Source organism: Allosalinactinospora lopnorensis (assembly GCF_000981225.1).
Classification (GTDB): Bacteria; Actinomycetota; Actinomycetes; order Streptosporangiales; family Streptosporangiaceae; genus Allosalinactinospora; species Allosalinactinospora lopnorensis.
Genome location: NZ_LAJC01000028.1, coordinates 37,575 through 63,674 on the forward strand (window position 1 = coordinate 37,575; position 26,100 = coordinate 63,674).

Here is a 26,100-nt window from a genome sequence, read left to right on the forward strand (position 1 = left end):
CGAGGACATATCCGGTAATCGGCTACTCGGGGCGCTCCAGGCGTTCCGCGGTGCCGCGCAGCCACTCCTCGTCCCAGTCCAGGCGGCCCTCCCGCAGGTCGTCCAGGAGTGAGCGCACCCAGCGCAGCTCGGCGGCGGTGATCGCGCGTTGGTACTCGTCCTCGACTACGAACAGCCTCGGCAGCCCGATCCGGGCGGCGGTTTCCGCGCCGGCGTCGAGTTCGGCGAGGCTGTCCTCCAGTGCCGCCGCGCGCTGTTCGAGCAGGCCGGCGACCTCCTGCGGCGGCAGCATCGGCAGTGACGCCAGCGCGACCGGGAACTCGGGGAACTCGCGGGCCGGGGCGGAGAGCATGGTGCGCAGCCACGTGCGGAGGGTGCGCCGGCCCTCGTCGGTGATCTGGTAGACGGTGCGTTCGGGCCGATTCTCCTCCCGGGTGGTGGCGCGCACCTCGATCATCCCCGCCCTGAGCAGCCGGTCCAGCGTCTGGTAGACGCTGTTGCGCTGCGCGATATTGACGATCTGGTCCTTGTTCCGCTCCCTGATCAACCGCTGCATCCGGTAGGCGTGCATCGGTTCCTCGGCGAGCAGGACCAGGAGCACCACCGCCAGCGGTGAGCGCCGGTACGTCCGCGCCGTCATGGATCGCCTCCCAGGGCGTCGAGAGTTGGTTGACTCCATAGTCATTGTATGTATAGTCATCATATAACTATGAAGCGTGGAGGTGGGGGCGATGGCCAAGGCGCTGATCATCGGAGGAGGAATCGCCGGTCCGGTGGCCGCGATCGCGCTACGCAAAGCGGGCATCGACGCCGTGGTCCACGAGGCGCACGATCGCACCGCGCACGGCATCGGCGCGTTCCTGACCTTCGCGGTCAACGGTATGGACGCCCTGCGTGCCCTCGATCTCGACACCACCGTTCAGCACCTGGGGTTCGACACCCCCGCCATGGAGTTCTACAGCGGCACCGGCAAGCGGCTGGGCGGGCTGCGGTCAGGTGCCGGACCCAGCGGGGAGATCAGCCAGACCGTCAAGCGGGCCGACCTGTACGCCGCACTCCACGAGGAGGCGCTGCGCCGCGGTGTCCGGATCGAGTACGGCAAGCGGCTCGCCGACGCGGCCGCCACCCCCGGCGGTGTGCGGGCCGCCTTCACCGACGGCACCGAGGCGGAAGGGGACCTGCTGATCGGGGCGGACGGCCTCCGGTCGCGCACCCGAGAGATCATCGACCCGGACGCGCCGCGGGCCCGGTACCTGGGGCTGGGCAACGCCGGCGGATTCGCTCACGAGGTGGACGTGCCCGGCGACCCCGGTGTGATGCACATGGTCTTCGGTCGGCGCTGCTTCTTCTGCTGGACGAAACACCCGAACGGCGCGGTCTGGTGGTTCGCGAACCCGCCGGAGCCCACCGAACCCACCCGGGAACAACTCGCCGCGACCACGCCGGAGCAGTGGCGGGCCCGGCTGACGGACCTGCTGGCCGCGGACGACTCGCCCGCGCTGCGGATCCTCAAGGCCACCGACGAGATCTTCGCCGGCTGGAACACCTACGACTTCCCGTCGGTGCCAATCTGGCACCGGGGCCGGATGGCCCTGATCGGCGACGCCGTGCACGCGATGTCCCCCGCGTCCGGTCAGGGGGCCTCGATGGCGCTGGAGGATTCCGTGGTGATGGCGAAATGCCTGCGTGACCTGCCCACTGCTGAGGAGGCTTTCGCCGCGTTCGAAGGCGGGCGGCGAGAACGGGTGGAGCGCGTCGTCGCCTATGGCAAACGCAACGGCGACCAGAAGGCCCCCGGGCCGGTCGGCCGCGTGCTGCGCGACCTGATGCTGCCGCTCCTCTTCAAGGGCATGTCCCGCAAGGGAGGCGAAGCGGACCGGTGGCTGTTCGGCCACCACATCGACTGGGAGGCACCCGTGGCCGAGCCCGCCGGCCACCCGCAGGCTAGGTGGTGCCCCGGCCCGGGCGGCCGGGGCCGGCGGGCGCCGGCCACGCCGCTATCGGCAATGGGGCCCCGGCGCCTCCTCCTTCGGGTTGAGCCGCCCTGCGGCGGTCCCGGGGCTTCGCCGTACTCGGCGGCGCACTGCTCTTCTCCGCCCGGGTATCGGTCCGCGCTTGACTCGGGTGCTCGCTGCGCGCACAATCAACCTATTGGTTGTTAAACGAGAAGGTTGAATATGGGATGGCGGACGATCAGCTCAGCCTCACTTTCGCGGCGCTGGCCGACCCGACGCGCAGGGCGATCCTGACTCGGCTGGCGGACGGGGAGGCGACGGTCAACGAGCTGGCCGAACCGTTCGACATCAGCCTCCAGGCGATCTCCAAACACCTGAAGGTGCTCGAACGAGCCGGCCTGATCACTCGGGGCCGGGACGCCCAGTGGCGGCCCTGCCGCCTCGAAACGGCGCCTCTGGACACCGCATCCACATGGATCGAGCGGTACCGGGAGGTCGCGAAGGACCGGTTCGACCGACTCGACCAGGAGATCCAGAGGATCAAGCACGCACAGGAGGGCACGACCATGGCTGAGACCGAATTCGTCATCGAACCGGGCCGGCAGGACATCGTCATGACGCGGGTCTTCGACGCCCCGCGCGAGGTGGTGTTCAGGGCCTACACCGACCCCGAGCTCGTTCCCAACTGGTGCGGGCCTCATTCGCTCACCACCGAGGTCGACCGCATGGACGTCAGGCCCGGCGGCCTCTGGCGCTTCATCAACCGCGGCGCCGACGGCAACGAGTACGCCTTCAAGGGCGTCTACCACGACGTCGTGGCTCCCGAGAGGGTCGTCTCCACCTTCGAGTTCGAGGGCGCTCCGGGGCACGTGCTCCTCTCGACGGTCACCTTCGAGATGGCCGACGGCGGGACGAGACTGACGGAGCTGTCCGTTTTCCAGTCTGTCGAGGACCGGGACGGCATGGTCCAGTCCGGCATGGAGCACGGAGCGCGAGAGAGCATGGACCGCCTCGCCGAGGTCGCCCAGAGCCTTAAGAGCGAAAGCGCCGTATGAGCCGTGGCGGGTAGGGCGCGGGAGCGGACGGAGAGAGCTCCGGCCGCTCCTCCCGGGATGTACCGAAACGCGGTCCGGGTGAATGCGGCGGGACGGGCCGCCCTTTGCTCCGGCCCGCTTCACGCGGCAGGACCGAGGTCACCGACCGAGGAGGGCGTGCAGGCGCGGTGCGGACCGGCGCCATCCGCGCCCGGGGGCACTACTCCGTCTCGACCGTCCGGGAGACCTGCCGGTGCACCGCGTCCCCGAGGTCGGCCGCGATCTCCAGGTGCTCCTCAGCGGAGACATCGGAGGTGCCCGAGTACGTGACGTACACCTCCAGGTTCCGGGTGGTGAACGCCGAGGTGGCCCACACGCCGTTCTCGTGGAGGAACCCCAGTTCGTCGTCCGGGTCGTTGGCCAGCACCACGTGCCCGCCGTCCCCAGTTGAGGATTCCCGCATCTCGAACTCGGCGTTGGTGTCGGCGGAGGCCGCGGTGCCCCCGTCCTCCGCGAAATCGATCTGGAAGGTCTCCTCGAACTCGTCGAGGGTTCTCCCGAGATCCCGCTGCACCTTGGAGTAGTCCTCCTCCTCGGTCTCGGTGGCGTGCCAGTACATGAACACGTTCACCAGCGTTTCGTCGGTGCCGTACGGGTTGTCGAGATCCCCGGCGGCCTGGCACTCCTGCCCCTCCTGGAAGTTCGCCTCGTCGATGTCGGCCCCGTCGATGGTGTCCGCCTGCTCGACCGAGCTGCCCTCCGCGCCGGGGACGCCGTCGAGGACATCCTCGGCCAGCAGTTCCTCGCAGTCGCCGAACGACGCGTAGGGGGCCGAGGAGCCGAAAACGACCCACGTCACGATGGCGCCGCCGATGAGCAGTACGACCAGTCCGGCCGCGAGACCGCCGATGAGCCACCCGTTGCGCCGCGGAGGCTGCGGCTGCTGGTACGGGTTCGGCGGCATGGGCCCGCCCGGAGGGCCGGGGAAACCCCCGCCCGGGGCTCCGGGCGGCTGCGGCGGGTACCCGTGCGGAGGCGGCCACGGAGGGGGAGGGCCGTAGCCGGGGGGCGGACCAGCGGGGCCCTGGGGCCCGTACGGACCTGTGGTCCCGGCTGTCCGGGCGGTGGAACGGGCGGATAACCGGCCATATCGTGCAGAGCTCCTAGAGACGGGACACCCAGGGCAAGCCGCGGGCAACCCCGTTTATCCCATCGATTTCGGTTTCCCGCAAAAGCGTGGGACATCGGCCGGAACGGGCCCGGCCTGGAACGGAGAACGGCGGCCCCACCAGCGGGTGCCGGGTCAACCGTGATCGGAGGGAAGCCGGGAGACCAGCCGGGACAGCTCGGCACGGGAGCGCACCTGGAGGCGGCGGAAGATGGTGCGCAGGCAGCGGATACCTCACCTTTCACGCTCCTGTTTCGTCGCGCCTCGGTAGACGAGCATGCGCAGCAGGGCGTCCGCCGGCCCCCGGCGGCCGGTGCGGTCCAGCCAGGCCGCGATGCCGACACCGAGCAGCCACACCGCGAACGCGGTGCACAGTGCGCCGAAGGAATCCACACGCGCCCCGAGCCCGCCCAGTTCCGGGTGCAGGATCGCGGCCACCAGCACCGAGTTGAACAGGTAGAAGGTCAGCGACCGCTGCCCCGCCGCGGCGACAGCGCGGACGACCGGCCCGCGCCGTTCGGTGAGCCGGATGCTGAGCAGGCCGAACAGAGCCGCGTAGCCGGCGCCGCCGAGCACACCGGTGAGCACCTGCAGGGCGAGCAGGAGCCCGGTGGACACCGCACCGGGGGACAGTGCGCCCACGGTGACCAGGGCCGCGGGCAGCGCACCGAGCACGGAGACGGCGATCCCGACGACCGCGATGCGGGTCAACAGGCCGCGGTGCGCCTCGGGGGCGTCCAGCAGCTTGCGGCGACCGGCCCGGAACCCGAGCACGACGAGCAGCAGCAACGGGTAGGCGAACGCGATGAACAGCGGGGTGAACGGCACACCGAGCAGGCGCTCCACCCAGTCATCGGTCGTGGTGTAGCCGGCCGGCCCCCACTGCTCGGCGCTGTCGTCCTCCCCCATGAACGCGAATCCGAGCATGGCCAGTGTCACGGTCAGTGCGTAGATCGGGGTGAGGATCGCGATCGCGCGACTGATCGCGCCGTCGGAGCGGAACAGCAGCCAGCCCAGAATGAGACCGGCCAGACCGTAGGAGGCCAGAATCTCGCCGGGGAAGACCAGGAACGTGTGCGCTGAGCCGAACAGGATGAGGTACAGGCTGCGCCGCCGCAGCAGTCGCCGCGCCTCGCGCTCGCCGGTCCCGGCACTGAGCTGGCGGACGACGAGCCAGCCCATGCCGTAACCGTAGAGAATCGCGAACATCGGGAAGGCGCGGTTGTCCAGGAAGAGGACGGTCAGGAACCGGGACACGCCGTCCACGGGCGAGGCCTCCGCGGCCGGGACACCGAAGGCCACTCCCGCATAGACCCCGGCGTAAGCCATGGCGATCAGCAGCAGCATCACCCCCCGTGCCAGGTCGGGAGCGAGCTTGCGCTCCGCTGTGGGGGTGGCGCCGCGGGCCGCAGCGGGAGCAGGTGGGGTCATGGCGCTGCCCTTCTTGGACCTATGTGATTCTCGGGCTCCGATTCTTTCCTGTGCCAGACCATAGGGAGGATTGTGGTCGGATTCCTTCCGCGATAGAGAGGGCGCCGACCCGGATCCGCGCCGCTTTCCCCGCGGCCGCGGCGTTTTCGGAGGGGCCCGGGCACGGCGACCGCGCGCCTTCACGGGGGTGTGGGAGGGGCGGTGAAGGCGCGCGGGGTTGGGCGCGGTGGCGGTGGCCCGTAAGGGCTGTCTTCCGCTTGGTTGTGGTCGGGTCCGGCGTGGGGTTCACATGTGTTCGAGTGGCGATTCCCAGTGCAGGGGCGGCCGTCGGGGGCGGTCCGTGGGGACCACCACGCACACGAGCGTGGTCACGCCGTAGGTCGCGCCGTAGATGTCGTTGCCCTCCAGTGTGATCCCGCGCTGTTCAACGGTCACCCCCATGGCGCGCGCCCAGTACCGAAGGGTGTCCATGTCGGGCACTTGGCGGATCTCGCAGACGGTGGTCACTCGCCCGGCACCTCCCGTAGGGAGTCGCGCAGCGCGTAGACGTCATCGGCGCGGAAGTAGCGCCAGCCGTTGGGGGCGGTCAGGTAGCCGATGCGACCCTGGCGGGCCCACGCCCGCATCGTGGAGGGGGAGGCTCAGGCTCTTCGCCGCCTCGCCGTTCAGGAGGTACAGGCTGGGGTGGATGTCGCTCACCGGATCACCTCCAGGCCGGTGCGGAGCGCGGGCGAGGCGGACCGGCCGAAAGCGGCCTGGTGGGTGGCCCGGGCGCGTTCCAGGCAGAACAGGTAGGGGCGAATACGGCGGTTGTGCCGTGCTGGCAGGATGGACAACGTCATCACTCCTCCGGTGAGTGGTGGCCACGCCCCCGGACGCCGGCCGCGTCGCGGGGGTCTTGTCGTGTTCGCTTCACTACCGTCCTATCTCTGGAAAACAGAAACCAGAGATAGCGTTGGATAGGAAAAACTCCCGGATAGGAGGGATTGCTCAACGTTCACTCGGAGGTAGATAGTGATCCCATGGCTATAACCCCCGAACATGTGCGGCGGCGGTTCGGCGTCGAGCTTCGCAAATGGCGAGAACACGCCGGTATGTCGCAGCCGAAACTGGCACGCGCTATCCCAATATCCCAGTCGCAGGTAAGCGCTATTGAGCGTGGCAACAAAGGCACCACACCCGCACAAATACGAAGATTCGATCAGGTTCTTACCACCGGTGGTGCGCTGATTCGGAGATGGGAGGATCTACAGCAGGACGGGCGGGGGTTCCCGTCCTGGTTCGCTGGCGTGGTCGCTGTGGAGCGCCAGGCGTCCGAGATCCGGGAGTACGCACCGTTGCTCGTTCCCGGGCTGCTCCAGACACTCGAATACGCCCGTGCCAGTCTTCGGCAGGGGAGGCCGACCAGCTACCGAGGGAGAGCTGGACGAGAGAGTTCGCGCCCGCGTGGAACGGCAGTCCATCCTCACCGCAGAACGTCCCCCGTTGTTGCGAGCGGTCATAGAGGAACACGTGCTGCGGCGGCCTATTGGGGGTCGCGACACGATGAAAGCCCAGTTGGACCACCTGCTTGACGTCTCCGCCCGGCCTCACGTCGGTGTGTACGTGGTCCCGATGAGCACGGAAACACACCCGGGACAGGATGGGCCGTTCCTGCTGTTCACCGTTCCTGAACAGGGGGTTGTCGCTTACACAGAGACGCGCGTTAGCGGTACCCCGACCGATGACCGGGACGTCGTGGGTGGTTACGTGGGGGTGTTCGGGGAACTGGGCATTACCGCACTGCCCCCGAGCGGCTCACGCAGGCTTATAGCTGCGATAAGGAGAGACTTCGACGATGGTCAACGACCAGTGGCGGAAGAGTACGTATAGTCAGGGTGGCGCAACTAACTGCGTCGAATTCCGCACCACAGACGCGGAAGTGCAGGTCCGCGACACCCAGAACCGCGCCGCCGGGCATCTGTCATTCCCTCCCGTCGAATGGTCCGCATTCCTCGCGGACCTCCAAACCGACGACCTGTAGACCTCAGTAAGGCGCCCCCACCCTCACGGGCCGGGGGCGCTAGTGTGCGCCGTCCTCGGCAGGGGGCAGTGGTACGACCAGTTCGACGAACTCCAGGTCGGGGCGTTTGGGGATGCCGAACCGCTTGTCGCCGTAGGGGAACGGGAACGTCTCTCCGGTAGGCCGGTAGCCGCGGCGCTCGTACCAGGCGATGAGGTCGGTGCGCTGGCGCAGCACCTTCATCCGCATCCGGCGGCAGCCCCGGGCGGCGGCGAGCCGCTCGGCGTGGTCCAGCATGCGGCCGCCCAGGCCGGTGCCCTGCTGGGTGGGCCGCACCGCGAACATGCCGAAGTAGCCGTCACCGCCGCCCCACTCCAGTTCGCAACAGGCCAGCAGTTCGCCGTGCCGTTCGGCCACCACGACGGCGGTGGCGGGGCGTTCCAGCGTCTCGGCCAGCATGGCGGGGTCGACGCGCTGGCCGTCGAGGAGGTCGGCCTCGGTCGTCCAGCCCTCGCGCGACCGCTCCCCCCTGTAGGCCGATTCGACCAGGGCGGTCAGCGCGGGGATGTCCTCGCGGGTCGCCTGGCGGAGCTCCGGGGCCGGGGGCGCCCCGCCGTGTGCGGTCTGCTCGGTGTACACCGTGCCTCCGTTGCCTTCGTCGGTCTCGGTGAAAGCGGGATCTTATTTGTGATTCTGACCCCGTTCTCTCAAGACCGGTGTTGGGGGGCGGGGCGTTCCGGCGGCTCGGGAGCGGCGATGATCGGCCGCCTCCCCCGCACGAGCGATTCCGGATGCGACCAATGGCGGGGCGTCCGGTCCGCGTTCCTTCTCCTCGGGTGGGCGGATCTGTTTCGAAAGTATCGGATCACCGCGATTGCGCTCGCTGAGTGCTGTTTTCAGGAGACTCAACGTATCTAACGAAGTGGGATGACCGGACGCGCGGACAACCCGAGTGCCCGGGACGACGTCCTAGGGGACGTGCTGCGACGAGTCACCTCCGGTTCACCTCTGAGCCGCCCGGCGTTCACGAGCCGACCAGCCGCTGGTCGGGTTCGCCCCTTTGGCCGGGTGACCTTTCCACAGCCCTGCTCTTCCCCCGATCCCCATGGAGGTACCTGACATGTCCGTCTTCACTCTGCAGGATGTCCGAGAGCATACGTACAAGGCGCGGGATTCGTGGTGGACGGTGTATCTCGTCGACCCGCTGGCGGCGCGTCTGGTGCTGGTGACGGCGAACCGGACCTCGATCACCCCCAACCACCTCACCCTCGCGGCGCTGGGCCTCGGGCTCGGGGCCGCCCTGTGCTTCGCGATGGCGTCGTGGCCGTGGCTGGTCGCGGGCGCGCTGCTGTTCCATCTCAGCTTCGTGCTGGACTGCATGGACGGCAAGGTCGCCCGGTTGAAGAGCAACGGATCGGTCTTCGGGAGCTGGCTGGACTACGTCTTCGACCGGCTGCGGGTGCTGGTGTGCGCGGTCGCGCTGATGGGCGGCCAGTACGCCGCGAGCGGGCAGCAGGTCTTCATCTGGTTCGCCCTGGGGATCGTGTTCACGGACATGTTCCGCTACCTCAACGCCCCGCAGATAGCCAAGGTCCGCTCCGGGATGCGCAAGAGCCTCGTCCGCGCGATCCGGGAGAACGACCTGGAGCAGGAGGCATGTGAGCAGGCGGCGCTGGCCGTGGAAGCCGGCCATCGGTTCAGCAGCGACCTGCAGCAGCGCGATGAGGCGGAGGACGCGGGGGGCGACGCGGTCGGCGCCCCCACTCCGCGGGCGCGTGCCCGGCAGGTGCAGGCCACCGAGCTGCAGCGCCGGTTCAACTCGCGTTTTCCCTGGTACTCCCGCTTCAGGGACATGCTGCAGCGGCACCGGGTGCGCCCGCACCTGGTGAGCGGTATCGAGTTCCAAATGGGGACGTTCGTCGTCGCTCCACTGGTCGGCGCGGTGTCGGTGAACGCCATGCTGTGGGTGATCGCGCTTTCGGCGGCGGCGATGATGGCGTTCGAGCTGCTGATCGTCTACAAGCTGTGGCTGTCCACCCGGGAGTTCACCCGGGTGCTGGGCGCGGTCGAGGCGGCCGCCGGCGGCAGTGCGGAAACCCCGGTTCCGGCGGAGGATACACACGCCGTAGCAGGAACGGGCGGCACCGGGACCGCGTGAAGGGACCGTGTTGCGGTCGGTCCGCACTCCGGTGCGCGCGCTAGATTGCGAACATGCCGTCAGATGCGCACAACCCGAGGCGGCGTCCTTACGTACTGGCGCACGCGGCCGTTTCCATCGACGGAGCCACCTCAGGCTTCGTGCCGAACGTGGAGCGCTTCTACGAGCTCGCCGCCACCTGGCGGGAGGACGTCACCCTGGCCGGAGCCGATACGATCCTCGCGCAGGAGCGGGCGCTGGCCGCGGCTCCGCGCCCCGGGCCTGCCCGGAGCGGGCCGCTGCTCGCGGTCGTCGACGGGCGGGGACGCGTCCGGCAATGGGAGGCGCTGCGCGACGTCGGGCACTGGTCAGGTGTCCTCGCCCTGCATGCCGAGTCCACTCCGCCGCGGCCGGTGGACAGGACCGTGGAGGAGTTGGTTCTCGGCGCTGAGCGTGTCGACCTCGCCGCCGTGCTGGACGCCCTCGGCCGGCGCGGCGGAGTCGGGGTGGTGCGCGTCGACAGCGGGGGCTCGCTCATCGGCGTGCTGCTGGGCGCGGGACTGCTGGACGAGATGAGCCTCCTCGTCCATCCCTACATGGCCGGTGCCCGGGCCGACCGCCACTGGTACGGATCGGCCCCCGCCATGGCCCGCGCGCTCGACCTTCTGGCGGGCGAGACCTTCGACGACGGCCTCGTCTGGCTGCGCTACAGGATCCGGAGGTAGCCGCGCCCCGCCCGGCGCGCCCGCTGGTGGGCGGCCCCGGGGGTCCGTTCTACAGGGCGTCGCGGATCCGGGCGGCGTAGTCCGCGGCCTCGGCCTCGTCGGTGTAGCTGGTGCGGGGCCAGAAGAACCCGCGCAGGCCGTCCTTGCGGTTGCGCGGGACCACGTGCACATGCAGGTGCGGGACGCTCTGGCTGACCTTGTTGTTCACCGCCACGAAGGTCCCCGCGGCGTCCATGGCCCGCTCGACGGCCACCGCCATGGCCTGGACCCGGCCGAAGAAGGGGCCCACCTGGTCGGCGGGCAGGTCGGCGAGCGTCTCCACGTGTCCGGGGGAGGCCACCAGGACATGGCCCTTGAACAGGGGGCGGACGTCCAGGAACGCCACCGCGACCCCATCGGCGAGGACGATGTGCCCGGGCCGGTCGCCCGCGGCGATGGCGCAGAACAGGCAGTCGTGATCGGGCTGGGACACGCGTCGAATCATAGCCCCCGCGTCGTCTCCCGGTGGCCGGTCCGCCCGCGCCGGCGGACCGCCGGTGCCAGGCTCCCTCTGTTTCGGCGCGGCGGGTCCGTTCGAGTTCGCTCGCGTTGGCCAGCGCGTCGGCCAGCCGCTCGCGGTCGGTGTCGTTCATGGTCGTACCGCTCACCTCGGCCAGGAGCGTGTCCGCGCGGCCGCCGTCGCGCAGCGCGAGAGCGAGCTCGGCCCGGTAGACGAGCGCTTCCACCCGATCGACGGTGCACGCCGAATCGCCGTGCCGCGCCAGCGTCGCGTCGAGGATCCTGGCCGCCTGGCGGGGGGCGCCCTTGGACTCGCCGAGCACGATCGCGTTCCGCAGCGCCTGGGCGAGCTTGCTCTCCGGGGCGCCGGCGGGGACGTTGGGGCCGCCGCGGCCGGTGCGGCGGCCCGCGGGCGCTCAGGCGCCGCCGAACCAGCTCGCCCGGACAGCGGCCAGCCCGCCTTCTCCGCGATCGGACGCGAGAACTCCCAGACGTAACCGAAGGGGTCGACGCATTCGAAGACGCGGTCCCCCCACGCCTCGTCCATGGGTTCGCGGGTGATCTCGCAGCCGGTCTCCCGGCAGTACGCGTAGGTCGCCTCCAGGTCGTCCACCTCGATCCCGATCACCACCCCGAGCCCGCGCGGGCCCTGCCGGACCCGCTGCTCGCGTTCGGTGTCCGGAAACGGCAGGCCGACCAGGGCGTCGACGCAGAGGTGCACGTCGCCGCGCTGCAGGATCGCGAACACCGTCCGTCCGCCGGGGTCGGGCACCAGGCCGACCTCCTCGAAGCCGAGACCGCGGTAGAACTCCGTGGCGGCCTGGACGTCGCCGACCCGCAGGCTCACCCGGAACGGTCGCTGTGCCACTCCCATCACCCCAATATGGGTACGCCGTACTCGATTTATTTCTGGGTACGGTACACGCAGTTGAGGGGAGAAGGCAATGCCCATCGAGTACTCCGGCGGCGGCGACCCCGCGCGCAGCATCGAGCTGCTCTGGGGCCTCCGCGAACGCGCCACCCGCGGGCCCAAGCCCGGTCTCACCGTCGACCGGATCGTGACCGCGGCCGTCGGGCTCGCCGACGCCGAGGGCATCACGGGTCTGTCGATGCGCCGGGTCGCGGAGCGGCTGGGCGTGGGAGCCATGTCGCTGTACCGCTACGTGCCGGGCAAGGCCGAACTGCTGGACCTGATGGTCGACCGGGTCAGCGGCGAGACCGACCGGCCGAGCGACGTCCCCGGCGGCTGGCGCGCCCGGCTGGAGCAGGTGGCCCGCGAGAACCGCCGGCTCTACGAGCGGCACCCGTGGCTGCTGCGGGTCTTCTCCTTCCGCCCTCCGCTGGGCCCCGGCATCGTGGCGAAGTACGACTACGAGCTCCGGAGCGTCGAGGGCGTCGGGCTCACCGACGTCGAGATGGACCAGGTGCTGACGCTGGTGCTCGGCTACGCGCGCGAGGCCGCGGCCGGCCTGGTCGAGTGGAGGCTCTTCCAGGAGCGCAGCGGCCAGACCGACGACGAGTGGTGGACGGCCGTCGCCCCGTCGCTGGAGAAGGTCTTCGACGCCGAGCGCTACTCGGTGGCCGCTCGGGTCGGAGCCGCCTCAAGTGAGTACTACCAGGGCACCTACGATCCGGAGCAGGCCTTCGAGTTCGGCCTGCGGCGCGTACTCGACGGGGTCGCGGCCCTGGTCGAGCGCGACTCGCCCTGCTAGCGTCCCCGGTCGCGGATGGGCCCGACGCATCCGGACACCGCCTCGCGTGCGGGGTTGACAGAGTCGTTGCGCCTGCGCAAACTGTTCTTCGCTGGTACTCGCGAGTAATATCGTGTTTCGGAGCCCCCCGCAGGCCACACCCTGCGCTCGGCCGGCCGGGCGGTGCCCCGAGAGTCGCCCCCTCCGGCTTCGACCGCCCTGTGGCCCCGACCCCGCTCCAGAGGAAGACCATGCGCCCGCGTCTCGTGCTGCTGCTCCTGGCCACCGTTCTCGTGGTCGTCGCCGGCCCCCCACTCGCGACCGCGGGCACCAGCGGCATCTCGCCGCCCGGGGCCAACGACTGGTCCTGCACCCCCACGGACGAGCGCCCCAACCCGGTGGTGCTCGTCCACGGGACGATGGAGAACATGGCGAAGAGCTGGACGACCCTCAGCACGCGACTGAGGAGCCGGGGATACTGCGTCTTCGCGCTGGACTACGGCAACAACGCGACCGGCTCCATCCCCGACTCGGCCGGGGAACTCGCCTCGTTCGTCGAGCGGGTGCGCGGGGCGACCGGAGCGGACAAGGTCGACCTCGTGGGGCACAGCCAGGGCGGCATGATGCCCCGCTACTACATCAAGTTCCTCGGCGGCGAGGCGAAGGTCGAGAACCTGGTCGGGATCGTCCCGTCCAACCACGGCACGGAGAGCCCGATCACTGACCTTCCCTGGTCCGACATCGGGCTCTGCCCCGCCTGCGAGGAACAGCGCGCCGGCTCGGACTTCCTGACCGAGCTGAACGCCGGCGACGAGGCGCCCGAGGGCCCCGACTACACGGTCATCGCTACGAAGTACGACCTGGTCGTCACGCCCTACACGAGTTCGTTCCTCGCCGGCCCGGCGGAGCGGGTCACGAACATCACCCTGCAGGACCGCTGCCCACTGACCCTGGTCGAGCACGATCAGAGCCCCAACGACCAGGTCGTCCACCAGTGGGTGCTCAACGCGCTCGAACGCACCGGCCCAGCCGACCCGGATTTCGCGCCGGCCTGCACCGTCTGACGGCGAGCCGGGTCGCCGGCGGCGCCGGAGAACTCCCTACCCGCCGGACGGCAGGCTGATCCCGGTGAGCTCGTCCGGGTTGCCGATCAGCCGGATCGTCTCCACCCGGCCGCTGTCCGGGTCCACCTCCAGGACGAAGACCGCGTACGGCTCTTCGGCGCGGTCTCCCGCGCTCGCCAGGGAGACGTGGCCGGGCCCGCCGGCTGTGACACGGGCGTGGGAGCCCTGCAGGGGTCGGTCATGCCGGTCAACGTTCGGATTCGATCCCGGTGATGACGATCCGGACCAGCGTCGACGCGGTGGTCGCGAACTCCTCCGGGGCCGGCTCGCCGGAGAAGTGGCGCAAGAACGAGCGCTGCAGGCACGCCCCGAACAGCAGGGACGCCACGGCCTCGGGGTCGGCGTCCCGACTGATCCGCCCCTGCTCCTGCTCGGCGCGCAGGTAGGCACCGAGTTCCCGGTTCACGTGCTCGGGGCCGGTCCCCAGCCGGCGGATCCCCGCTCGGTGCGCCTCAAGCAGACGCCGTTCGGAGAAGACGCCCGCCGCCATGGGGAAGCTCTCATCGTAGAAGGCCAGCGCGGCCGCGACCGCTCCCTCAAGGTTGCGCCGGACGCTGCTCTGACCGACCCGCGCGTGCAGCAGCCTGAGCACCTCGCTCAGTTGCGGGAGCCGTTCCCGCAGGACCGCGACGAAGATCTCCGGCTTGTCGGTGAAGTGCTTGTACAACGTTGCCTCGGAGTATCCCGCGCGGGCCGCGATCTCCTTGGTCGTCGCCCGCGCTATGCCATCGGTGCGCATGATCTCCGCCGCGGCGTCCAGGATCCGGTCGCGTGTGCTCACGGCTCCGCCTTCCTTGACAGGTGAGTGTCCACTCACCATAGTAAGAGTGAGTGAGTACTTACTCACCCATTCTTCGAGGCGCTTCCCAGTGGAGGAGACCGATGAAGCTCGCGATTCTCGGCGCGACCGGGCGGACCGGCCGCCATGTGGTCGAGCAGACACTCGAACGCGGTCACACGGTCACGGCGCTGGTCCGCGACCCGGCCAAGCTCGACGGCACGGCCGATCCGCGACTGCGGATCGTGCGGACCGATGTCATGGATCCGGAAGCGCTCGCCGCCGAATTCAGCGGCCACGAGGCCGTGGTGTCGGCGATCGGCCCTCCGGGCAACGTCCCCACCACCGTGTGCACCGACAGCGCCGGATCGATCGTCCGGGCCATGGAACGGGCCGGCGTCTCACGTCTCGTCGTGGTCAGTGCCAGCGGGCCGCACACCGACGGCGACGGACTCCTCGTCCGTGCCTGGTGAAGCCGATCCTGCGGCGGATCCTCCGGCACGCCTTCACCGACATGCTCGGCATGGAGGAGGTGGTCAGCCGCAGCTCCCTGGACTGGACCATCATGCGCCCGCCCCAGCTCACCGACAAGCCGCCGACCGCGAACTACCGGGCCCGTACGGGGGGCAACGTCCGGGGCGGCTTCCAGATCCCGCGCGCCGACCTCGCCCACGCCGTCCTGGAGACCGTGGACGACAAGGCGACGTTCCGGACCGCCGTCTCGGTCGCCACCTGAGAACGGGCGGACCGCAGGGCACGCCGGCCGCGCCTTCGGCACGCCTGTGGTCACCGGTCGGTCCGGGGACGCAGCGCGGTCGCGATCGCCTCGGTCAGTTCGGCGGCGAGCCGCCCGTCCGGGTCCAGGTCAGGGTCGAAGATCACGAACTGCGCGCCGGCGGCCAGCGGCGAGGTGACCAGCACCTGCACGATCGAGATGAGCTCCCCGAAGCTGAGCCCGTCCGGATCGGGCGCGTCGACGGCGGGCATCACGGCCGGGTCGAGGCTGTCCACGTCCACGTGCAGCCAGAAGCCGTCCACCCCCTGGGCCGCCAGGTAGCCGACCGCGCCGGCCGCGACCGCCTCCGGGCCGAGGCGCCGGATCGCGGAGACGTCGTACTCGGTAATGGCGCTGTCCGGGATGTCGGGTGCGTACTCGCGCAGATCGGAGCGGTGGCCCAGGGCCACGACGTGCTCGTCGCGGACGTACGGGCGGCGCCCCTCAAGGTCGGTGAGCGCCGGGTGCCCGCGTCCGGTGCCGACCGCCAGCGCCTCCCCGGCGACCGCGCCGACCTTGGCGGAGTTGCCGGGATGCCGGAAATCCACGCTGCCGTCGATGGCGACCAGGCCGTACGTACCCGCCCGGCGCATGGCCAGCATGGGACCCAGCAGGATCGAGCAGTCCCCGCCCAGCAGGACCGGAAGCTTCGGCCCGTCCAACAGGGCCGCCACCCGGTCGGCCAGCGTGACCGTGTACTCCGCGATGCCCGCCGCGTTGAGCAGACCGGTCCGCGGATCCCGCTCCGGGGAGTACGGCGGCGGCTCGACCCGCCCGGCGTCCTCCGCTTCCAGGCGATCAGGGAGGCCGCACGTCCGCAGGGCGTCGGCCATCCTCCGGCAGCCGGGCTCCAGCCCGGGGGCCGGAGGTCGCAATCCGAGATTCGACGGTGCGTCGAGAACCACGATCATGCGGTGCATCCTAGTGATGCGCACCGACAGCCCTCTTCAGCGACCGGCTTCGCACGAAAGACGCCCGCCCGCGCGGGGAGCACCGCACGTACCGGCCGCGATGGCGGCGGTGGTCAGGCCGACTGCTTGCTGCCGCGGCCCGAGTAGTGGATGACCTCCACCTCGTCGAGCACCGCGTGTCCCTCGCCGATGACCTCTTCGAGCTGGGGCAGGAACGCGCGGACGCGTTCGGGGGCGTCCACGATCACCACGGACACGGGCAGGTCCTGGGTGAGCGACAGCAGCCGCGAGGTGTGGATCCGGTTGGAGGTCCCGAACCCCTCCACTCCGTGGAACACACTGGCCCCGGCCAGTCCGGCGGCGTGGGCCCGGTGGACGATCTCGGTGTACAGAGGCTTGTGGTGCCAGGTGTCGCTGTCGGTGACGTAGACGGTCAACCGCAGCGCCGGTTCCGGCAGGCCCATGAGGTCCACCCCCTTCGGTGCCCGCGCGGCCCTTTCCCCGTCGATACCCCGAAAGGACCCGGACAAGCGGTGGCCCCGGCCCGTATCGGACCGCGGCCGAGCGGGGGTTTCGCCGCACCGGGAGCCGCGCGACCCGGCAGTCCTGTACCAGGATCCGGGCACACGGCGCCGGGCGCGGACAGCGCTACCGGTCCTCCCGGTCCTTTCTTTCCTTGTCACCGTCGGTGAAGGCCTCCTTGACCTTCTCCCCGGCCTGTTTGAGCTTGCTCTTGGTCTGCTCGTAGGCGCCTTCGGCCTGCCACTGCTCGTTGCCCGTGGCCTTGCCGGCGGCTTCCTTGGCCTGGCCCTTGAGCTCTTCGCCCTTGTGGCGGGCCTCGTCACCGGTGCTCATATGCGTCTCCTTTCGTGACGTTCCTAGCTGCCGCGGTTCTCTCCGAGTTCCTCCGCGATCGGGTTGCCTGGGATCTCCTTCTCCCGTTCGGCCATGCCCGGGTGCGTGTGGTGCCGCCGGGCGTTCGCCTTGTCGGAGTCGGAGTCGGGACCGCCGGCATCGGCCATCCGGACCGAGGCGGTCACCTCGCTGAAGTTGGCGTAGTCCTCCGCCGGTATGGCGCGCAGGGCGCGGATGGTCTCCTCGTCGGCGCCGCTGTCCCGCGCGGCCTCGACGAGGTCGTCCCTGTGCGCGGGGAAGTCCGCGCCGCTCAGCGCGGCCTGCAGGCGTTCGGTCGTGGTCGTCGCCACCATGAGACTGCGCTCCTTCCAACGGGGGAACCTCGACCCGTTGGGGACCGCTACCGAATCGGTCCGGAGTTGAATCGCGCTCGCCGCGCCGAAATTCGGCGCGCCGCGGGTGCGAGGCGCAAGGGGCAGCCGCTTCGGAGAGGAATCCGGGAGCCTTCGCCCCCGGCGACCGGACGGTCAGTTGAGCACGCGCACCGGTGTGCCCTCGATGAAGGAGACCACGTCCTCCACGGTCTCCTGGAAGAACACCTCGTAGGTGGCGTGCGTGCCGTAGCCGATGTGCGGGGTCAGCACGGTGTTGGGCGCCGTACGCAGCGGGTGCCCTTCGGGCAGGGGTTCGGTGTCGTACACGTCGAGGCCGGCGCCGGCGATCGTGCCCGACCGCAGGGCCGCCAGCAGGGCGGCCTCGTCGACGATCGGCCCCCGGGAGGTGTTGACGAGGTAGCCGCCGGGGCCGAGCAGCTCCAGTTCCCGGGCGCCGATCAGGTCGCGCGTGCGGTCACCGAGCTTGAGGTGGATCGTCGCGATGTCGGCCCGGCTGAGCAGTTCGTCCTTCTCGACCCGGGCGGCGCCGTGCTCCGCGGCGGCCTCGGCGGTCAGATTGGTGCTCCAGGCCAGCACCCGCATCCCGAACGCGTTGCCGACCGCCGCGACCCTGGCGCCGAGCCTGCCCAGACCGAGCACGCCCAGGGTGCGACCGTGCAGGTCGCCGCCGACGGTGTGCTGCCAGCCGCCCGAACGCACCGCGTGGTCCTCCGCGGGGATCCGGCGCACCAGCGCGAGAATCAGCCCCCACGTGAGTTCGGCGGTCGGGGGACCGTTGCTGGCGGTACCGCTGACAGTGATCCCCAGTTCCCGGGCGGCCTCCATGTCGATGGAGGGATTTCCCCTGCCGGTCGTCACCAGCAGCCGCAGGTTCGGCAGCCGGCTCAGCAGCTCGCGCGGAAACGGGGTGCGCTCGCGCATGGCGCAGACGACCTCGAACGGTTCCAGGCGCTCGACCAGCGCGTCGTGCCGGCTGAGGTGGTCGGTGAAGACGGTGAGTTCCGCGGTGGGAGGCAGCCGCTTCCAATCGCCGTAGCGACGGGCGATGTCCTGGTAGTCGTCGAGCACGGCGACCCGGATCGTCATAGCGGGCAGCCTACGCCGCGCGCACGCGCGGCCGGAACGCGGGGCGCGCGGGCGCGGCCGCTCACGCGGGGAATCCGGCCTCCTCCGGAGCCCCATTACCGGCCCCCGTCTTGCTACGGTTCCGTGTGTTCGCGCCGGCGCCTACCCCCGGGCGTGCCGGTCACGTCCCCGACGCTGAAGGTTCCCCATGCGATTCGATCCCTCCGCCTCCCGGCGTACCGCGGCCGTCGGCGCCGCCCTGGCCTGTGGTGTGCTGCTCGCCGGCTGCGACTCGGAATCCGTCGACGAGGACTCGTTCTCCCTCGACGAGTGGTTTTCCTTCGACGAGTGGTTCTCAACCGATGAGTGGTTCTCGTTCGGCGACGGCGAGGACGGCGAGAACACGGAGGAGGAAGCGGAAGGCGAGGAGACGGAGGAGGAAGAAGCGGAGGAGGAGGCCGAGGGGGACCTGTTCGCGCTGCCCGACTCCTGCGCGGGCATCGGCGCCGAGGAGGTCGCCGGCGGCCTGGCGCCCGCGGGCACCGTTGTGGCGGAGGACATCGGAGAGGTCGAGGACACGCCCGACGCCGAGCAGGTGTCCTGCGTGTGGAGCGGAGCCGGGGCCGGCCAGGGCGGCGGGGAGTCGTTCGCGCTCGTCTTCACGGTGAACGCCGACCCGAGCGCCAGGCTCGAAGTGGCCCAGGTGCCCGGCGAGGAGGAGATGAACTGGGAGGTCGACGTCGACGTCGATGTCGACAACTACCGCACACCGCAGGCCGACGCCCTGGGCGGCGAGCTGGACTACGTCGCCACGGTCGAGGGCTCCACGCAGAGCCTGCACCTCTCGCTGCCGGACAACTTCTACGTCTCCGCCATCGCGGTGTCCTCGGAGGCCTCCCAAGAGGACCTGGAGCAGGTCGTCCTCCAGGCCGCCGAGCGGGCCCAGCAGTAGGGCGCCGGTCCGGGGACCGCGCCCCGCCGCGGGTCTCACTCCTCGATGGGGATCTCGGGAAGTTCGCCGAACGGACCGGCCCGCAGGGTGAGCTCCTCGATGTCGGCCGGCGGGCCGGGGAACACCGCGACGAGATCGTAGGTGTTGCCCGGCTGCAGCTCGTGCACCTCTTCGGCGAAGCCGGTGGACCTGTCGTCCCCCAGCGTCATCTGCGCGACGTAGCGCACCAGGTCGGTGTCCGGGTCGAGGAGCTGGAGCCCGCCCAGCGAGCCCGAGCTGAACTGCTCCGGGCCGCCCGCCTGCGTCTCGCCGTCGGCCCCTATGTCCGGGATGACCGGCTCGTCGGAGTTGTTGGTCAGCGCCACCGTAGCGATCACGTAGGCGCCGTCGCGGCGCAGCGGGTACACGTCCAGCTGCACGTCGTCGTGCTCTTCGGTGGCGACGACGTCACCGTTGTCGTCGGTGAACGGCGCCGGCCAGGTCACCGTCCGCTGCGCCACGCCGAGTCCGTCCTCGTCCTCCTCCTCTTGGTCGCCCGAGGCGCTGACCTCGTAGGAGAACTCCACCCGCCGGTTGCGGGCGCGTGCCTCCTCGTCGTCGGGGCCGCCCTCCACGGCCACCGGCTCGGTGCTGCCGCGCCCCTCGACCACGTAGGTGTAGTTGTCGTCCAGCTCCTCCACCAGCAGGGTGCGCACGGTCTCCGCGCGCTCCTCGGAGAGGTTCTGATTGTAGGCGTCGGTTCCCTTGCCGTCAGTGTGTCCGATGACGGTGATCTCCGAGTTGTCCGGGTCGACGTTGCTCGTCAGCGATCCGGCCGCCTGGCGGACCACCTCCTCGGCGTCCGCGGTCAGCTCCGACTCGTCGAACTCGAACATCACGTCGGAGTGCAGCGAGATCGTCTCGGTGGTGCCGTCCCGGGTGATCGAGGCGATGTCGGAGTCGACGAAGCTCTCCACCCACCCCTGGTCGGCCTCCGCGTCGTCGTCCGGAGGACGGTTCTCGAAGGTGAGGTTCTCCCCGCCGGACGGCGGGTCGTCGGGGGAGAGGTGCTGCGGTCCGTTCGGGTTCTCCGGGTCGGGCCGCTCCTCGTCGACGTCCTGGAGGGGGATGCCCGTCATGGCCCCCAGCCCGCTGCCGACGAAGGTCACCTGCTCCACGTCCTCGGGGATGGGCGGGAAGTACCTGCGGTACTCGTTGGTGACCCCGTCGTGCACCGGATACAGCCCGTCGTCGTTGGGGCTGACCGAACCGTACTTCAGTCCGTCGCCGTCGAGGTACTCGCGGAACACCTGACCGGTCATGGGGTCCACCAGGGTGTGCGGCATGCTGAGGTTGCGGTTGCTGCCCTCGAACCCGTCTGGGTAGTCCACCTCGTAGTACATGACCGTGTGGTCGGGGGTGCGTTCCAGACCGGTGATCGAGAACCGCAGCACCTCGTCCTGGCCGGTGTCCTGGAAGATACGCCCCTCTCTGGTGTAGGGGAACTCCTCCTCGACCGGCGGCGGGTCGTCCCCGTCGCCGAAGAGACTGCAGCCGCTGAGGAGGAGGCTGCCCGTGGTCAGCAGCGCTGTCGCAGAAAAGGACGTCGTCCGCGCCATTCGGGGGAACTCCGATCGTTGAGGGTATGCGCCGGGGATATCCTCTAGCACTCCCGGTGGTGCTGGCGAAAGGCCAGTGAACCCGGGGCGTGCGCGAGCCGCCGGAGCGCGGGCCGGGGCAGGCCGCCCGTTGCGATGGGGCGATCGAGGGATCCTACGCCAGCCGCCCGCCCCGAAGTCCCGGGCATCGCCTCGTGATGGCCGCGACCGCGCCGCGGACCCGGCGCGCGCTCGTGCTCCGGCAGGCCCGCCCCGCCGGGTTCCTCGGCGGGGCGGACGGTCCCGCACCGTGGCGACGCGTTCCTTCGGGCAGGTATGTGCCGAGGCAGGGAGCGCGTGTAAGGTGTTGGAAAGCGATTTCCAAGAAAGGCTGGCTCATGGCAACAACCACACTCGGCGTCGCGCTCAACGGAGCCACGGGCCGCATGGGCTACCGCCAGCACCTCCTCCGTTCGGTGCTGGCCATCCGCGACCAGGGCGGCGTCGAACTGTCCGGAGGAAATCGGGTACAGCTCGAACCACTCCTCATCGGACGCAACCCCGACAAGCTCGCCGATATCGCCGCGCGTCACGACATCGCTCGTTGGACCACCGATCTCGATACGGCCCTGTCCGACGACACGGTCGACCTCTACTTCGACGCCCAGGTGACCTCCGTCCGCGAGAAGTCCCTCCGCGCCGCGATCGCCGCCGGCAAGCACGTCTACGCGGAGAAGCCGGTCGCCGAGTCCGTCGAGGCGGCGGTGGAACTGGGCAGACTGGCCGACCGGGCCGGAGTCAAGCACGGGGTGGTGCACGACAAGCTGTACCTTCCGGGCCTGCTCAAGCTCCGCCGGCTGATCGAGGGCGGGTTCTTCGGCCGGATCCTCTCGGTGCGCGGCGAGTTCGGCTACTGGGTCTTCGAGGGCGACTGGCAGGAGGCGCAGCGCCCGAGCTGGAACTACCGCACCGAGGACGGCGGGGGCATCGTCACCGACATGTTCTGCCACTGGAACTATGTTCTGGAGAGCCTCATCGGCCGCGTCACCGCGGTGACCGCCAAGGCCGTCACGCACATACCGGAGCGCCGCGACGAGGAGGGCCGGCCGTACGCCGCCACGGCCGATGACGCCGCGTACGGCATCTTCGAGCTGAGCGGCGGTGTCGTCGCCCAGATCAACTCCTCGTGGTGCGTGCGGGTCAACCGCGACGAGCTGGTCGAGTTCCAGGTCGACGGCACGGAGGGCAGCGCGGTCGCCGGCCTGCGCGACTGCCGGGTCCAGCACCGCTCGTTCACCCCCAAGCCGGTGTGGAACCCCGACCTGCCGGCGAGCGAGCCCTTCCGGGAGCAGTGGGCCGAGGTGCCGGACAACGCCGAGTTCGAGAACGGCTTCAAGGCCCAGTGGGAGCAGTTCGTCCGGCACGTGGCCGAGGAGGGCGAGCACCCCTACGACTTCTACGCCGGCGCCCGCGGCATCCAGCTCGCCGAGGCCGGGCTGTCCTCGTCGCGGGAGGGCCGCCGTATCGAGCTGGGCTCGGTCACGGAGTAGGACGCGGCGATCGGGCCCCGTGGTCCAGGTGGGTCACCCGGAACGCGGGGCCGCCGTGCTCTGCCGTACGACGAGGTCGGTGGCGAGGTCCATGCGCAGGTTCACGGGTTCGCCGCCGCGGCTGAGAGTGAGCGCGAGCCGGGTGGCCTCCTCGGCCATTTCGGTCAGCGGCTGGCGGACGGTCGTCAGCGGCGGGCCCACCCAGCGGGCCACCGGCAGGTCGTCGAAGCCGACGACGCTCAGGTCGTCGGGGATACGCACGCCCAGCTCGCGCGCTGCCTCGTAGAGCCCCATGGCCTGAAGGTCGCTGCCGGCGAAGATCGCTGTGGGCGGATCGTCGAGCAGCAGCAGTCTGCGGCCCTTGTCGCGGCCGCCCTCTATGTGGAAGTCGCCCGTCTGGATGAGCGCGGGATCCGCCGACAGGCTGGCGGCGTCCAGCGCGGAGCGGTACCCGTCGATCCGGGCGCGGCTGCACAGGACGTGCTTGGGGCCGCCGATCACGGCGATGCGCTCGTGGCCGAGGGCGATGAGGTGCCGGGTCGCGGCGAGGCCGCCGTTCCAGTTGGCGGCGCCGATCGAGGGAACGTCCTCCCCCGGGTCGCCGGTGGGGTCGACGACGACGAAGGGGATGCCGCGGGCCGCCAGCCGCCGCCTCTGCTGGGGGAGAGGTCGGAGAGGACCAGGATCGCCGCTGTCGACTGGCGGGCCAGAACGGAGTCGACCCAGGCGTCCTTAGGGGTCTGCTCGCCGCCGGATTCCGAGAGTACGACGCTGAGCCCCTCCGAGCGGGCGACACGTTCGACCCCGCGGATGACCTCGACCGCCCACGCGCTGTCCAGCTCGTGGAACACCAGGTCGATGGTCGAGGAGCGGCCGCCTCCCGGGCCGCGGCGGCGCCGGTAGCCGTGCCTGCTGATGAGCTCCTCGATCCGCGACCGGGTTTCGGGGGCGACGTCGGTCCGGCCGTTCAGCACCTTGGACACTGTCGGTACCGATACGCCAGCGGCTTCCGCAATTTTCGAGATCGTGATCGGTTCCGAAACAGGGACGTGCTGAGAAATCGATGTCGGGTCTGCAGTCACACCCCCTGATCTTACTCAGATGAGCGGGTGATGGGGCGCTCAAAGTGAGCTACCTCTCAACAAGGTATTGACCCGGTGGTTCCGCCACCGTAAATTCAGGCCCCAATGTTGCGATACTAGAACCGATAGTTTCGGAGGCGAGTAAGGATGACCACCCTTCGGATCGGTGCCGCCGGGGCGCTTGCGGTGGGCCTTCTTGCCCTTACCGCGTGCGGGGGCGGGTCGGCGGACGACGGCCGGATGCACGTGTGGATGTACCAGGACAGCCTCGCCGTGGTGCAGAAATCCGCTGTCGAGAGGTTCAACGAGGACGCCGAGATCGAAGCGGTGGTCGACGAGGTCCCCGGTGACACCTACGAGGACAAGGTGCGCACGGTGATGGGGTCGCGGGACCAGCCCGACGTCTTCTTCAACTGGGGCGCCGGCAGCATCCGCCCGTACACGGAGGAGGAGATGCTGCTCTCCCTCGACGACGCGCTGGAGAGCGATCCGGAGTTCGCGGACTCCTTCCTCCCCTCGGTCCTCGAAGGCGCGGAGATCGACGGCGTCCAGTACGGTATCCCGCTGCGCGGCACCCAGCCGGTCCTGCTCTTCTACAACGAGGCCGTCTTCGACGACGTGGGGGTCGAGCCGCCCGAGACCTGGGACGACATCCTCGACCTGGTCGACGCGTTCTCGGCCGAGGGGATCACCCCCTTCGCCCTTGGCGGCGCCGACACCTGGACGATGCAGATGTGGCTGCAGTACCTCGTCGACCGCGGAGGCGGACCGGAGGTGTTCCAGCGCATCGAGGAGGGCGATCCCGAGGGGTGGCGCGACCCGGCGGTCCTGGAGGCCGCGGAGACCGTTGAGGACCTGGTGGAGCGCGGCGCCTTCGGGGACAACTTCGCCTCCGTCAGCTTCACCGAGGGCGCGGCGTCGACACTGCTGTCCGAAGGCAAGGCGGCGATGCACCTCATGGGCTCCTGGGAGTACTCCACCCACCTCGACCAGGCACCGGAGTTCGCCGAGAACGACCTCGGCTATACCGCCTTCCCGGCGATGCCCGGAGGCGAGGGCGACCCCGCCAACGTGACCGGCAACCCCACCAACTACTTCTCGGTGACCGCCGACAGCGAGTTCACCGACGAGGCGGTCGACTTCCTCAAGATGACCGCCGAGGAGGAGTACGTCCGGGACATGGTCGAGAACGGCGAGGTGCCGACGACCACCAACGCGGCAGACCTCCTGGACGAGAGCCCGGATCCCGACTTCGCCACGTTCCAGTACGAGACGGTGGAGCAGGCGCCGCACTTCCAGCTCTCCTGGGACCAGGCGGTCCCTCCCTCGGTCGCCACGCCGATGTTGACGGAGATCGAGAAACTGTTCAACGGGCAGAGCACGCCCGATGAGTTCGTCGAGACGCTGGCGAACCTGCAGTGAGCGTCCTCGGCCCGCCCCGGGAAGCGCCCAGGGGGAGCACCCCCCGGGCAGGCCGGCCGGGTGCCGCCTGGGCGCTGCCCGCCCTGCTGTTCTTCGGCGCGTTCGCGATCCTGCCCATGGTGCTGGTGGGCTACCTTTCCCTCACGGCCTGGGGCGGGCTGGGCACGCCCCGGTTCGTCGGGGTGGAGAACTGGTCGCGGCTGGCCGGCGACCCCGTCATGCGGCGGGCCATCGGCCTCAGCGCCGCCCTGACCGCGGCGAGCTGGGCGGTGCAGACCCCGATCAGTCTGCTCCTCGGGGTGTGGGCGGCGGGGCCGCAGCGCAACCGCGCCGTCCTCTCAGCGGTCTTCTTCGTCCCGTTGCTGCTCTCCACAGCGGCGATCGCGATCCTCTGGCGGGCCCTGCTGGAGCCGAACTTCGGTCCCCTCGCCCGGCTCGGCTCCTTCCCCGACCTCCTCGGCAGCGTCGATACCGCCTTCATGGTCATCGTGTTCGTCAGCGCCTGGCAGTTCATCCCCCTGCACACGCTGCTCTACCAGGGAGGCGCGCGCCAGATCCCGGCCTCGCTGTACCAGGCGGCCGAGATCGACGGCGCCGGCAGGGCGGGAGCCTTCTGGCACATCACCCTGCCCCAGCTGAAGAACACCCTCACGACCTCGTCGGTGCTGATGGTCGTCGGCTCGCTGACCTACTTCGACACCGTGCTGATCCTCACCGGCGGCGGCCCGGGGACCGGCACCACCATCGTCCCCTACCTGATGTACCAGGCCGGCTTCGAGAGCTGGGAGATGGGCTATGCCAGCGCGGTCGCGTGCACACTCGTCGTCGTCGCCACGGTGGTCTCACTCGCCATGGTCCGGTTCACCGGATTCGGGTCCATGCGCAGCACCAGGGAAGGAATGTGAACCGGATGCCCGCGGTCCGCACGGCCTCTCCCGCCCCGGCGTCGCCGCAGCCGCCCCCGCCGGCCGAG

Annotated in this window: 29 protein-coding genes and 4 pseudogenes; 16 read left to right on the plus strand and 17 right to left on the minus strand. The window is 70.1% G+C overall.

Going from position 1 to position 26,100, the window contains the following annotated elements:
• Window positions 1-22 precede the first annotated feature (22 nt).
• Window positions 23-640 carry a PadR family transcriptional regulator gene (locus tag VS93_RS12300; protein ID WP_046470079.1) on the minus strand — a complete coding sequence of 206 codons (618 nt, stop codon included), beginning with the start codon at window positions 638-640 and terminating at the stop codon, window positions 23-25.
• A 91-nt stretch (window positions 641-731) separates the two neighbouring features.
• Between VS93_RS12300 and VS93_RS12305 the strand changes: the two genes are divergently transcribed.
• From VS93_RS12305 to VS93_RS29135, 3 genes and pseudogenes are all read left to right on the plus strand, one after another.
• Entirely contained in the window at window positions 732-2,162 is a 1,431-nt protein-coding gene (locus VS93_RS12305) for an FAD-dependent oxidoreductase (RefSeq protein ID WP_082126837.1), read from the plus strand.
• A gap of 20 nt (window positions 2,163-2,182) precedes the next feature.
• Window positions 2,183-2,509: pseudogene (locus VS93_RS29130) on the plus strand (ArsR/SmtB family transcription factor); the annotation flags it as partial.
• A 60-nt stretch (window positions 2,510-2,569) separates the two neighbouring features.
• A pseudogene (locus tag VS93_RS29135) lies at window positions 2,570-3,010 on the plus strand (SRPBCC family protein); the annotation flags it as partial.
• Window positions 3,011-3,209: 199 nt separating this feature from the next.
• Here the strand turns inward: VS93_RS29135 and VS93_RS12315 are convergent.
• From VS93_RS12315 to VS93_RS29140, 5 genes are all read right to left on the minus strand, one after another.
• Entirely contained in the window at window positions 3,210-3,953 is a 744-nt protein-coding gene (locus VS93_RS12315; RefSeq protein WP_046470080.1) for a hypothetical protein, read from the minus strand.
• 438 nt (window positions 3,954-4,391) lie between these two features.
• Window positions 4,392-5,588 carry a DUF418 domain-containing protein gene (locus tag VS93_RS12320; RefSeq protein ID WP_046470081.1) on the minus strand — a complete coding sequence of 399 codons (1,197 nt, stop codon included), beginning with the start codon at window positions 5,586-5,588 and terminating at the stop codon, window positions 4,392-4,394.
• 285 nt (window positions 5,589-5,873) lie between these two features.
• On the minus strand, window positions 5,874-6,095 hold the full coding sequence (locus VS93_RS12325) for a hypothetical protein (RefSeq protein ID WP_046470082.1): 222 nt from the start codon (window positions 6,093-6,095) through the stop codon (window positions 5,874-5,876).
• Window positions 6,092-6,214 carry a hypothetical protein gene (locus VS93_RS32500; RefSeq protein ID WP_269082848.1) on the minus strand — a complete coding sequence of 41 codons (123 nt, stop codon included), beginning with the start codon at window positions 6,212-6,214 and terminating at the stop codon, window positions 6,092-6,094. Before VS93_RS32500 ends, VS93_RS12325 begins: the two co-directional genes overlap by 4 nt.
• Window positions 6,215-6,283: 69 nt before the next feature.
• Window positions 6,284-6,430, minus strand: a complete 147-nt coding sequence (locus tag VS93_RS29140) for a hypothetical protein (protein ID WP_156184804.1) — start codon at window positions 6,428-6,430, stop codon at window positions 6,284-6,286.
• A gap of 252 nt (window positions 6,431-6,682) precedes the next feature.
• Here VS93_RS29140 and VS93_RS33380 point away from each other — a divergent pair.
• The 3 genes and pseudogenes from VS93_RS33380 to VS93_RS12335 form a co-directional block, all read left to right on the plus strand.
• Window positions 6,683-6,931: pseudogene (locus VS93_RS33380) on the plus strand (helix-turn-helix domain-containing protein); the annotation flags it as partial.
• A 103-nt stretch (window positions 6,932-7,034) separates the two neighbouring features.
• Window positions 7,035-7,460 carry a DUF5753 domain-containing protein gene (locus VS93_RS32505; protein ID WP_269082849.1) on the plus strand — a complete coding sequence of 142 codons (426 nt, stop codon included), beginning with the start codon at window positions 7,035-7,037 and terminating at the stop codon, window positions 7,458-7,460.
• A complete protein-coding gene (locus VS93_RS12335) occupies window positions 7,426-7,611 on the plus strand; it encodes a DUF397 domain-containing protein (protein ID WP_046470083.1) in 186 nt (61 codons plus the stop codon). The genes VS93_RS32505 and VS93_RS12335 overlap by 35 nt, the downstream gene beginning before the upstream one ends.
• 39 nt (window positions 7,612-7,650) lie before the next feature.
• On the opposite strand, the gene VS93_RS12340 is transcribed toward VS93_RS12335, so the two are convergent.
• Window positions 7,651-8,229: a GNAT family N-acetyltransferase gene (locus VS93_RS12340; protein WP_046470084.1), complete on the minus strand. Its 579-nt coding sequence runs from the start codon at window positions 8,227-8,229 to the stop codon at window positions 7,651-7,653.
• Window positions 8,230-8,710: 481 nt separating this feature from the next.
• On the opposite strand from VS93_RS12340, the gene VS93_RS12345 reads away from it, so the two are divergent.
• Both VS93_RS12345 and VS93_RS12350 read left to right on the plus strand, forming a co-directional pair.
• A complete protein-coding gene (locus tag VS93_RS12345) occupies window positions 8,711-9,748 on the plus strand; it encodes a CDP-alcohol phosphatidyltransferase family protein (protein ID WP_046470085.1) in 1,038 nt (345 codons plus the stop codon).
• A gap of 53 nt (window positions 9,749-9,801) precedes the next feature.
• Entirely contained in the window at window positions 9,802-10,452 is a 651-nt protein-coding gene (locus tag VS93_RS12350; RefSeq protein WP_046470086.1) for a dihydrofolate reductase family protein, read from the plus strand.
• A gap of 49 nt (window positions 10,453-10,501) precedes the next feature.
• Here the strand turns inward: VS93_RS12350 and VS93_RS12355 are convergent, their stop codons facing one another.
• Window positions 10,502-10,924 carry an HIT family protein gene (locus VS93_RS12355; RefSeq protein WP_236700509.1) on the minus strand — a complete coding sequence of 141 codons (423 nt, stop codon included), beginning with the start codon at window positions 10,922-10,924 and terminating at the stop codon, window positions 10,502-10,504.
• A gap of 171 nt (window positions 10,925-11,095) precedes the next feature.
• Entirely contained in the window at window positions 11,096-11,818 is a 723-nt protein-coding gene (locus VS93_RS26965; RefSeq protein WP_201776620.1) for a VOC family protein, read from the minus strand.
• Between the two features lie 76 nt (window positions 11,819-11,894).
• On the opposite strand from VS93_RS26965, the gene VS93_RS12365 reads away from it, so the two are divergent.
• Together VS93_RS12365 and VS93_RS12370 are read left to right on the plus strand one after the other, a co-directional pair.
• A complete protein-coding gene (locus VS93_RS12365) occupies window positions 11,895-12,662 on the plus strand; it encodes a TetR/AcrR family transcriptional regulator (protein WP_046470088.1) in 768 nt (255 codons plus the stop codon).
• A 230-nt stretch (window positions 12,663-12,892) separates the two neighbouring features.
• Entirely contained in the window at window positions 12,893-13,705 is an 813-nt protein-coding gene (locus VS93_RS12370) for an esterase/lipase family protein (RefSeq protein ID WP_052745714.1), read from the plus strand.
• Window positions 13,706-13,952: 247 nt separating this feature from the next.
• Here VS93_RS12370 and VS93_RS12375 read toward each other — a convergent pair whose 3' ends face one another.
• Window positions 13,953-14,546: a TetR/AcrR family transcriptional regulator gene (locus VS93_RS12375; RefSeq protein ID WP_052745715.1), complete on the minus strand. Its 594-nt coding sequence runs from the start codon at window positions 14,544-14,546 to the stop codon at window positions 13,953-13,955.
• A gap of 101 nt (window positions 14,547-14,647) precedes the next feature.
• On the opposite strand from VS93_RS12375, the gene VS93_RS32510 reads away from it, so the two are divergent.
• Both VS93_RS32510 and VS93_RS32515 read left to right on the plus strand, forming a co-directional pair.
• Entirely contained in the window at window positions 14,648-15,016 is a 369-nt protein-coding gene (locus tag VS93_RS32510; protein ID WP_201776621.1) for an NAD(P)-dependent oxidoreductase, read from the plus strand.
• Window positions 15,013-15,279, plus strand: a complete 267-nt coding sequence (locus VS93_RS32515; RefSeq protein ID WP_201776622.1) for an NAD(P)-dependent oxidoreductase — start codon at window positions 15,013-15,015, stop codon at window positions 15,277-15,279. Before VS93_RS32510 ends, VS93_RS32515 begins: the two co-directional genes overlap by 4 nt.
• A gap of 50 nt (window positions 15,280-15,329) precedes the next feature.
• Here the strand turns inward: VS93_RS32515 and VS93_RS12385 are convergent, their stop codons facing one another.
• From VS93_RS12385 to VS93_RS12405, 5 genes are all read right to left on the minus strand, one after another.
• Window positions 15,330-16,253 carry an arginase family protein gene (locus tag VS93_RS12385; protein WP_236700510.1) on the minus strand — a complete coding sequence of 308 codons (924 nt, stop codon included), beginning with the start codon at window positions 16,251-16,253 and terminating at the stop codon, window positions 15,330-15,332.
• 89 nt (window positions 16,254-16,342) lie between these two features.
• Window positions 16,343-16,693, minus strand: coding sequence for a DUF190 domain-containing protein (locus tag VS93_RS12390; RefSeq protein ID WP_046470115.1), 351 nt, complete (start codon window positions 16,691-16,693; stop codon window positions 16,343-16,345).
• A gap of 184 nt (window positions 16,694-16,877) precedes the next feature.
• The gene (locus VS93_RS12395; RefSeq protein WP_046470091.1) at window positions 16,878-17,084 is read right to left on the minus strand and encodes a CsbD family protein; all 207 of its coding nucleotides are present in this window, start codon (window positions 17,082-17,084) and stop codon (window positions 16,878-16,880) included.
• 23 nt (window positions 17,085-17,107) lie between these two features.
• The gene (locus VS93_RS12400) at window positions 17,108-17,437 is read right to left on the minus strand and encodes a DUF2795 domain-containing protein (RefSeq protein ID WP_046470092.1); all 330 of its coding nucleotides are present in this window, start codon (window positions 17,435-17,437) and stop codon (window positions 17,108-17,110) included.
• A gap of 174 nt (window positions 17,438-17,611) precedes the next feature.
• On the minus strand, window positions 17,612-18,565 hold the full coding sequence (locus VS93_RS12405) for a D-2-hydroxyacid dehydrogenase family protein (RefSeq protein ID WP_201776623.1): 954 nt from the start codon (window positions 18,563-18,565) through the stop codon (window positions 17,612-17,614).
• A gap of 187 nt (window positions 18,566-18,752) precedes the next feature.
• On the opposite strand from VS93_RS12405, the gene VS93_RS12410 reads away from it, so the two are divergent.
• Entirely contained in the window at window positions 18,753-19,496 is a 744-nt protein-coding gene (locus tag VS93_RS12410) for a hypothetical protein (protein WP_046470093.1), read from the plus strand.
• 35 nt (window positions 19,497-19,531) lie between these two features.
• Here the strand turns inward: VS93_RS12410 and VS93_RS12415 are convergent, their stop codons facing one another.
• Complete coding sequence (locus VS93_RS12415; protein ID WP_046470094.1) at window positions 19,532-21,094, minus strand: OmpA family protein; 1,563 nt, start codon at window positions 21,092-21,094, stop codon at window positions 19,532-19,534.
• Window positions 21,095-21,471: 377 nt separating this feature from the next.
• Between VS93_RS12415 and VS93_RS12420 the strand changes: the two genes are divergently transcribed.
• Window positions 21,472-22,623: a Gfo/Idh/MocA family protein gene (locus VS93_RS12420; RefSeq protein WP_046470095.1), complete on the plus strand. Its 1,152-nt coding sequence runs from the start codon at window positions 21,472-21,474 to the stop codon at window positions 22,621-22,623.
• Window positions 22,624-22,656: 33 nt separating this feature from the next.
• On the opposite strand, the pseudogene VS93_RS12425 reads toward VS93_RS12420, so the two are convergent.
• A pseudogene (locus VS93_RS12425) lies at window positions 22,657-23,654 on the minus strand (LacI family DNA-binding transcriptional regulator).
• 198 nt (window positions 23,655-23,852) lie between these two features.
• Between VS93_RS12425 and VS93_RS12430 the strand changes: the two are divergent.
• Window positions 23,853-25,127 carry an ABC transporter substrate-binding protein gene (locus tag VS93_RS12430; protein ID WP_046470096.1) on the plus strand — a complete coding sequence of 425 codons (1,275 nt, stop codon included), beginning with the start codon at window positions 23,853-23,855 and terminating at the stop codon, window positions 25,125-25,127.
• Window positions 25,124-26,032 carry a carbohydrate ABC transporter permease gene (locus VS93_RS12435; protein WP_046470097.1) on the plus strand — a complete coding sequence of 303 codons (909 nt, stop codon included), beginning with the start codon at window positions 25,124-25,126 and terminating at the stop codon, window positions 26,030-26,032. The genes VS93_RS12430 and VS93_RS12435 overlap by 4 nt, the downstream gene beginning before the upstream one ends.
• Window positions 26,033-26,100: the final 68 nt, after the last annotated feature.

Coding starts and splice junctions, on each gene's coding strand:
- VS93_RS32510 (WP_201776621.1), top strand. CDS start 14,648: ATGAAGCTCGCGATTCTCGGCGCGACCGGGCGGACCGGCCGCCATGTG.
- VS93_RS12300 (WP_046470079.1), bottom strand. CDS start 640: ATGACGGCGCGGACGTACCGGCGCTCACCGCTGGCGGTGGTGCTCCTG.
- VS93_RS12430 (WP_046470096.1), top strand. CDS start 23,853: ATGACCACCCTTCGGATCGGTGCCGCCGGGGCGCTTGCGGTGGGCCTT.
- VS93_RS12350 (WP_046470086.1), top strand. CDS start 9,802: ATGCCGTCAGATGCGCACAACCCGAGGCGGCGTCCTTACGTACTGGCG.
- VS93_RS12405 (WP_201776623.1), bottom strand. CDS start 18,565: ATGACGATCCGGGTCGCCGTGCTCGACGACTACCAGGACATCGCCCGT.
- VS93_RS32500 (WP_269082848.1), bottom strand. CDS start 6,214: ATGCGGGCGTGGGCCCGCCAGGGTCGCATCGGCTACCTGACCGCCCCC.
- VS93_RS12390 (WP_046470115.1), bottom strand. CDS start 16,693: ATGGGCCTGCCGGAACCGGCGCTGCGGTTGACCGTCTACGTCACCGAC.
- VS93_RS12420 (WP_046470095.1), top strand. CDS start 21,472: ATGGCAACAACCACACTCGGCGTCGCGCTCAACGGAGCCACGGGCCGC.
- VS93_RS12335 (WP_046470083.1), top strand. CDS start 7,426: ATGGTCAACGACCAGTGGCGGAAGAGTACGTATAGTCAGGGTGGCGCA.
- VS93_RS12400 (WP_046470092.1), bottom strand. CDS start 17,437: ATGGTGGCGACGACCACGACCGAACGCCTGCAGGCCGCGCTGAGCGGC.
- VS93_RS12365 (WP_046470088.1), top strand. CDS start 11,895: ATGCCCATCGAGTACTCCGGCGGCGGCGACCCCGCGCGCAGCATCGAG.
- VS93_RS12345 (WP_046470085.1), top strand. CDS start 8,711: ATGTCCGTCTTCACTCTGCAGGATGTCCGAGAGCATACGTACAAGGCG.
- VS93_RS12410 (WP_046470093.1), top strand. CDS start 18,753: ATGCGATTCGATCCCTCCGCCTCCCGGCGTACCGCGGCCGTCGGCGCC.
- VS93_RS12305 (WP_082126837.1), top strand. CDS start 732: ATGGCCAAGGCGCTGATCATCGGAGGAGGAATCGCCGGTCCGGTGGCC.
- VS93_RS29140 (WP_156184804.1), bottom strand. CDS start 6,430: ATGACGTTGTCCATCCTGCCAGCACGGCACAACCGCCGTATTCGCCCC.
- VS93_RS12315 (WP_046470080.1), bottom strand. CDS start 3,953: ATGCCGCCGAACCCGTACCAGCAGCCGCAGCCTCCGCGGCGCAACGGG.
- VS93_RS12320 (WP_046470081.1), bottom strand. CDS start 5,588: ATGACCCCACCTGCTCCCGCTGCGGCCCGCGGCGCCACCCCCACAGCG.
- VS93_RS12395 (WP_046470091.1), bottom strand. CDS start 17,084: ATGAGCACCGGTGACGAGGCCCGCCACAAGGGCGAAGAGCTCAAGGGC.
- VS93_RS12370 (WP_052745714.1), top strand. CDS start 12,893: ATGCGCCCGCGTCTCGTGCTGCTGCTCCTGGCCACCGTTCTCGTGGTC.
- VS93_RS12415 (WP_046470094.1), bottom strand. CDS start 21,094: ATGGCGCGGACGACGTCCTTTTCTGCGACAGCGCTGCTGACCACGGGC.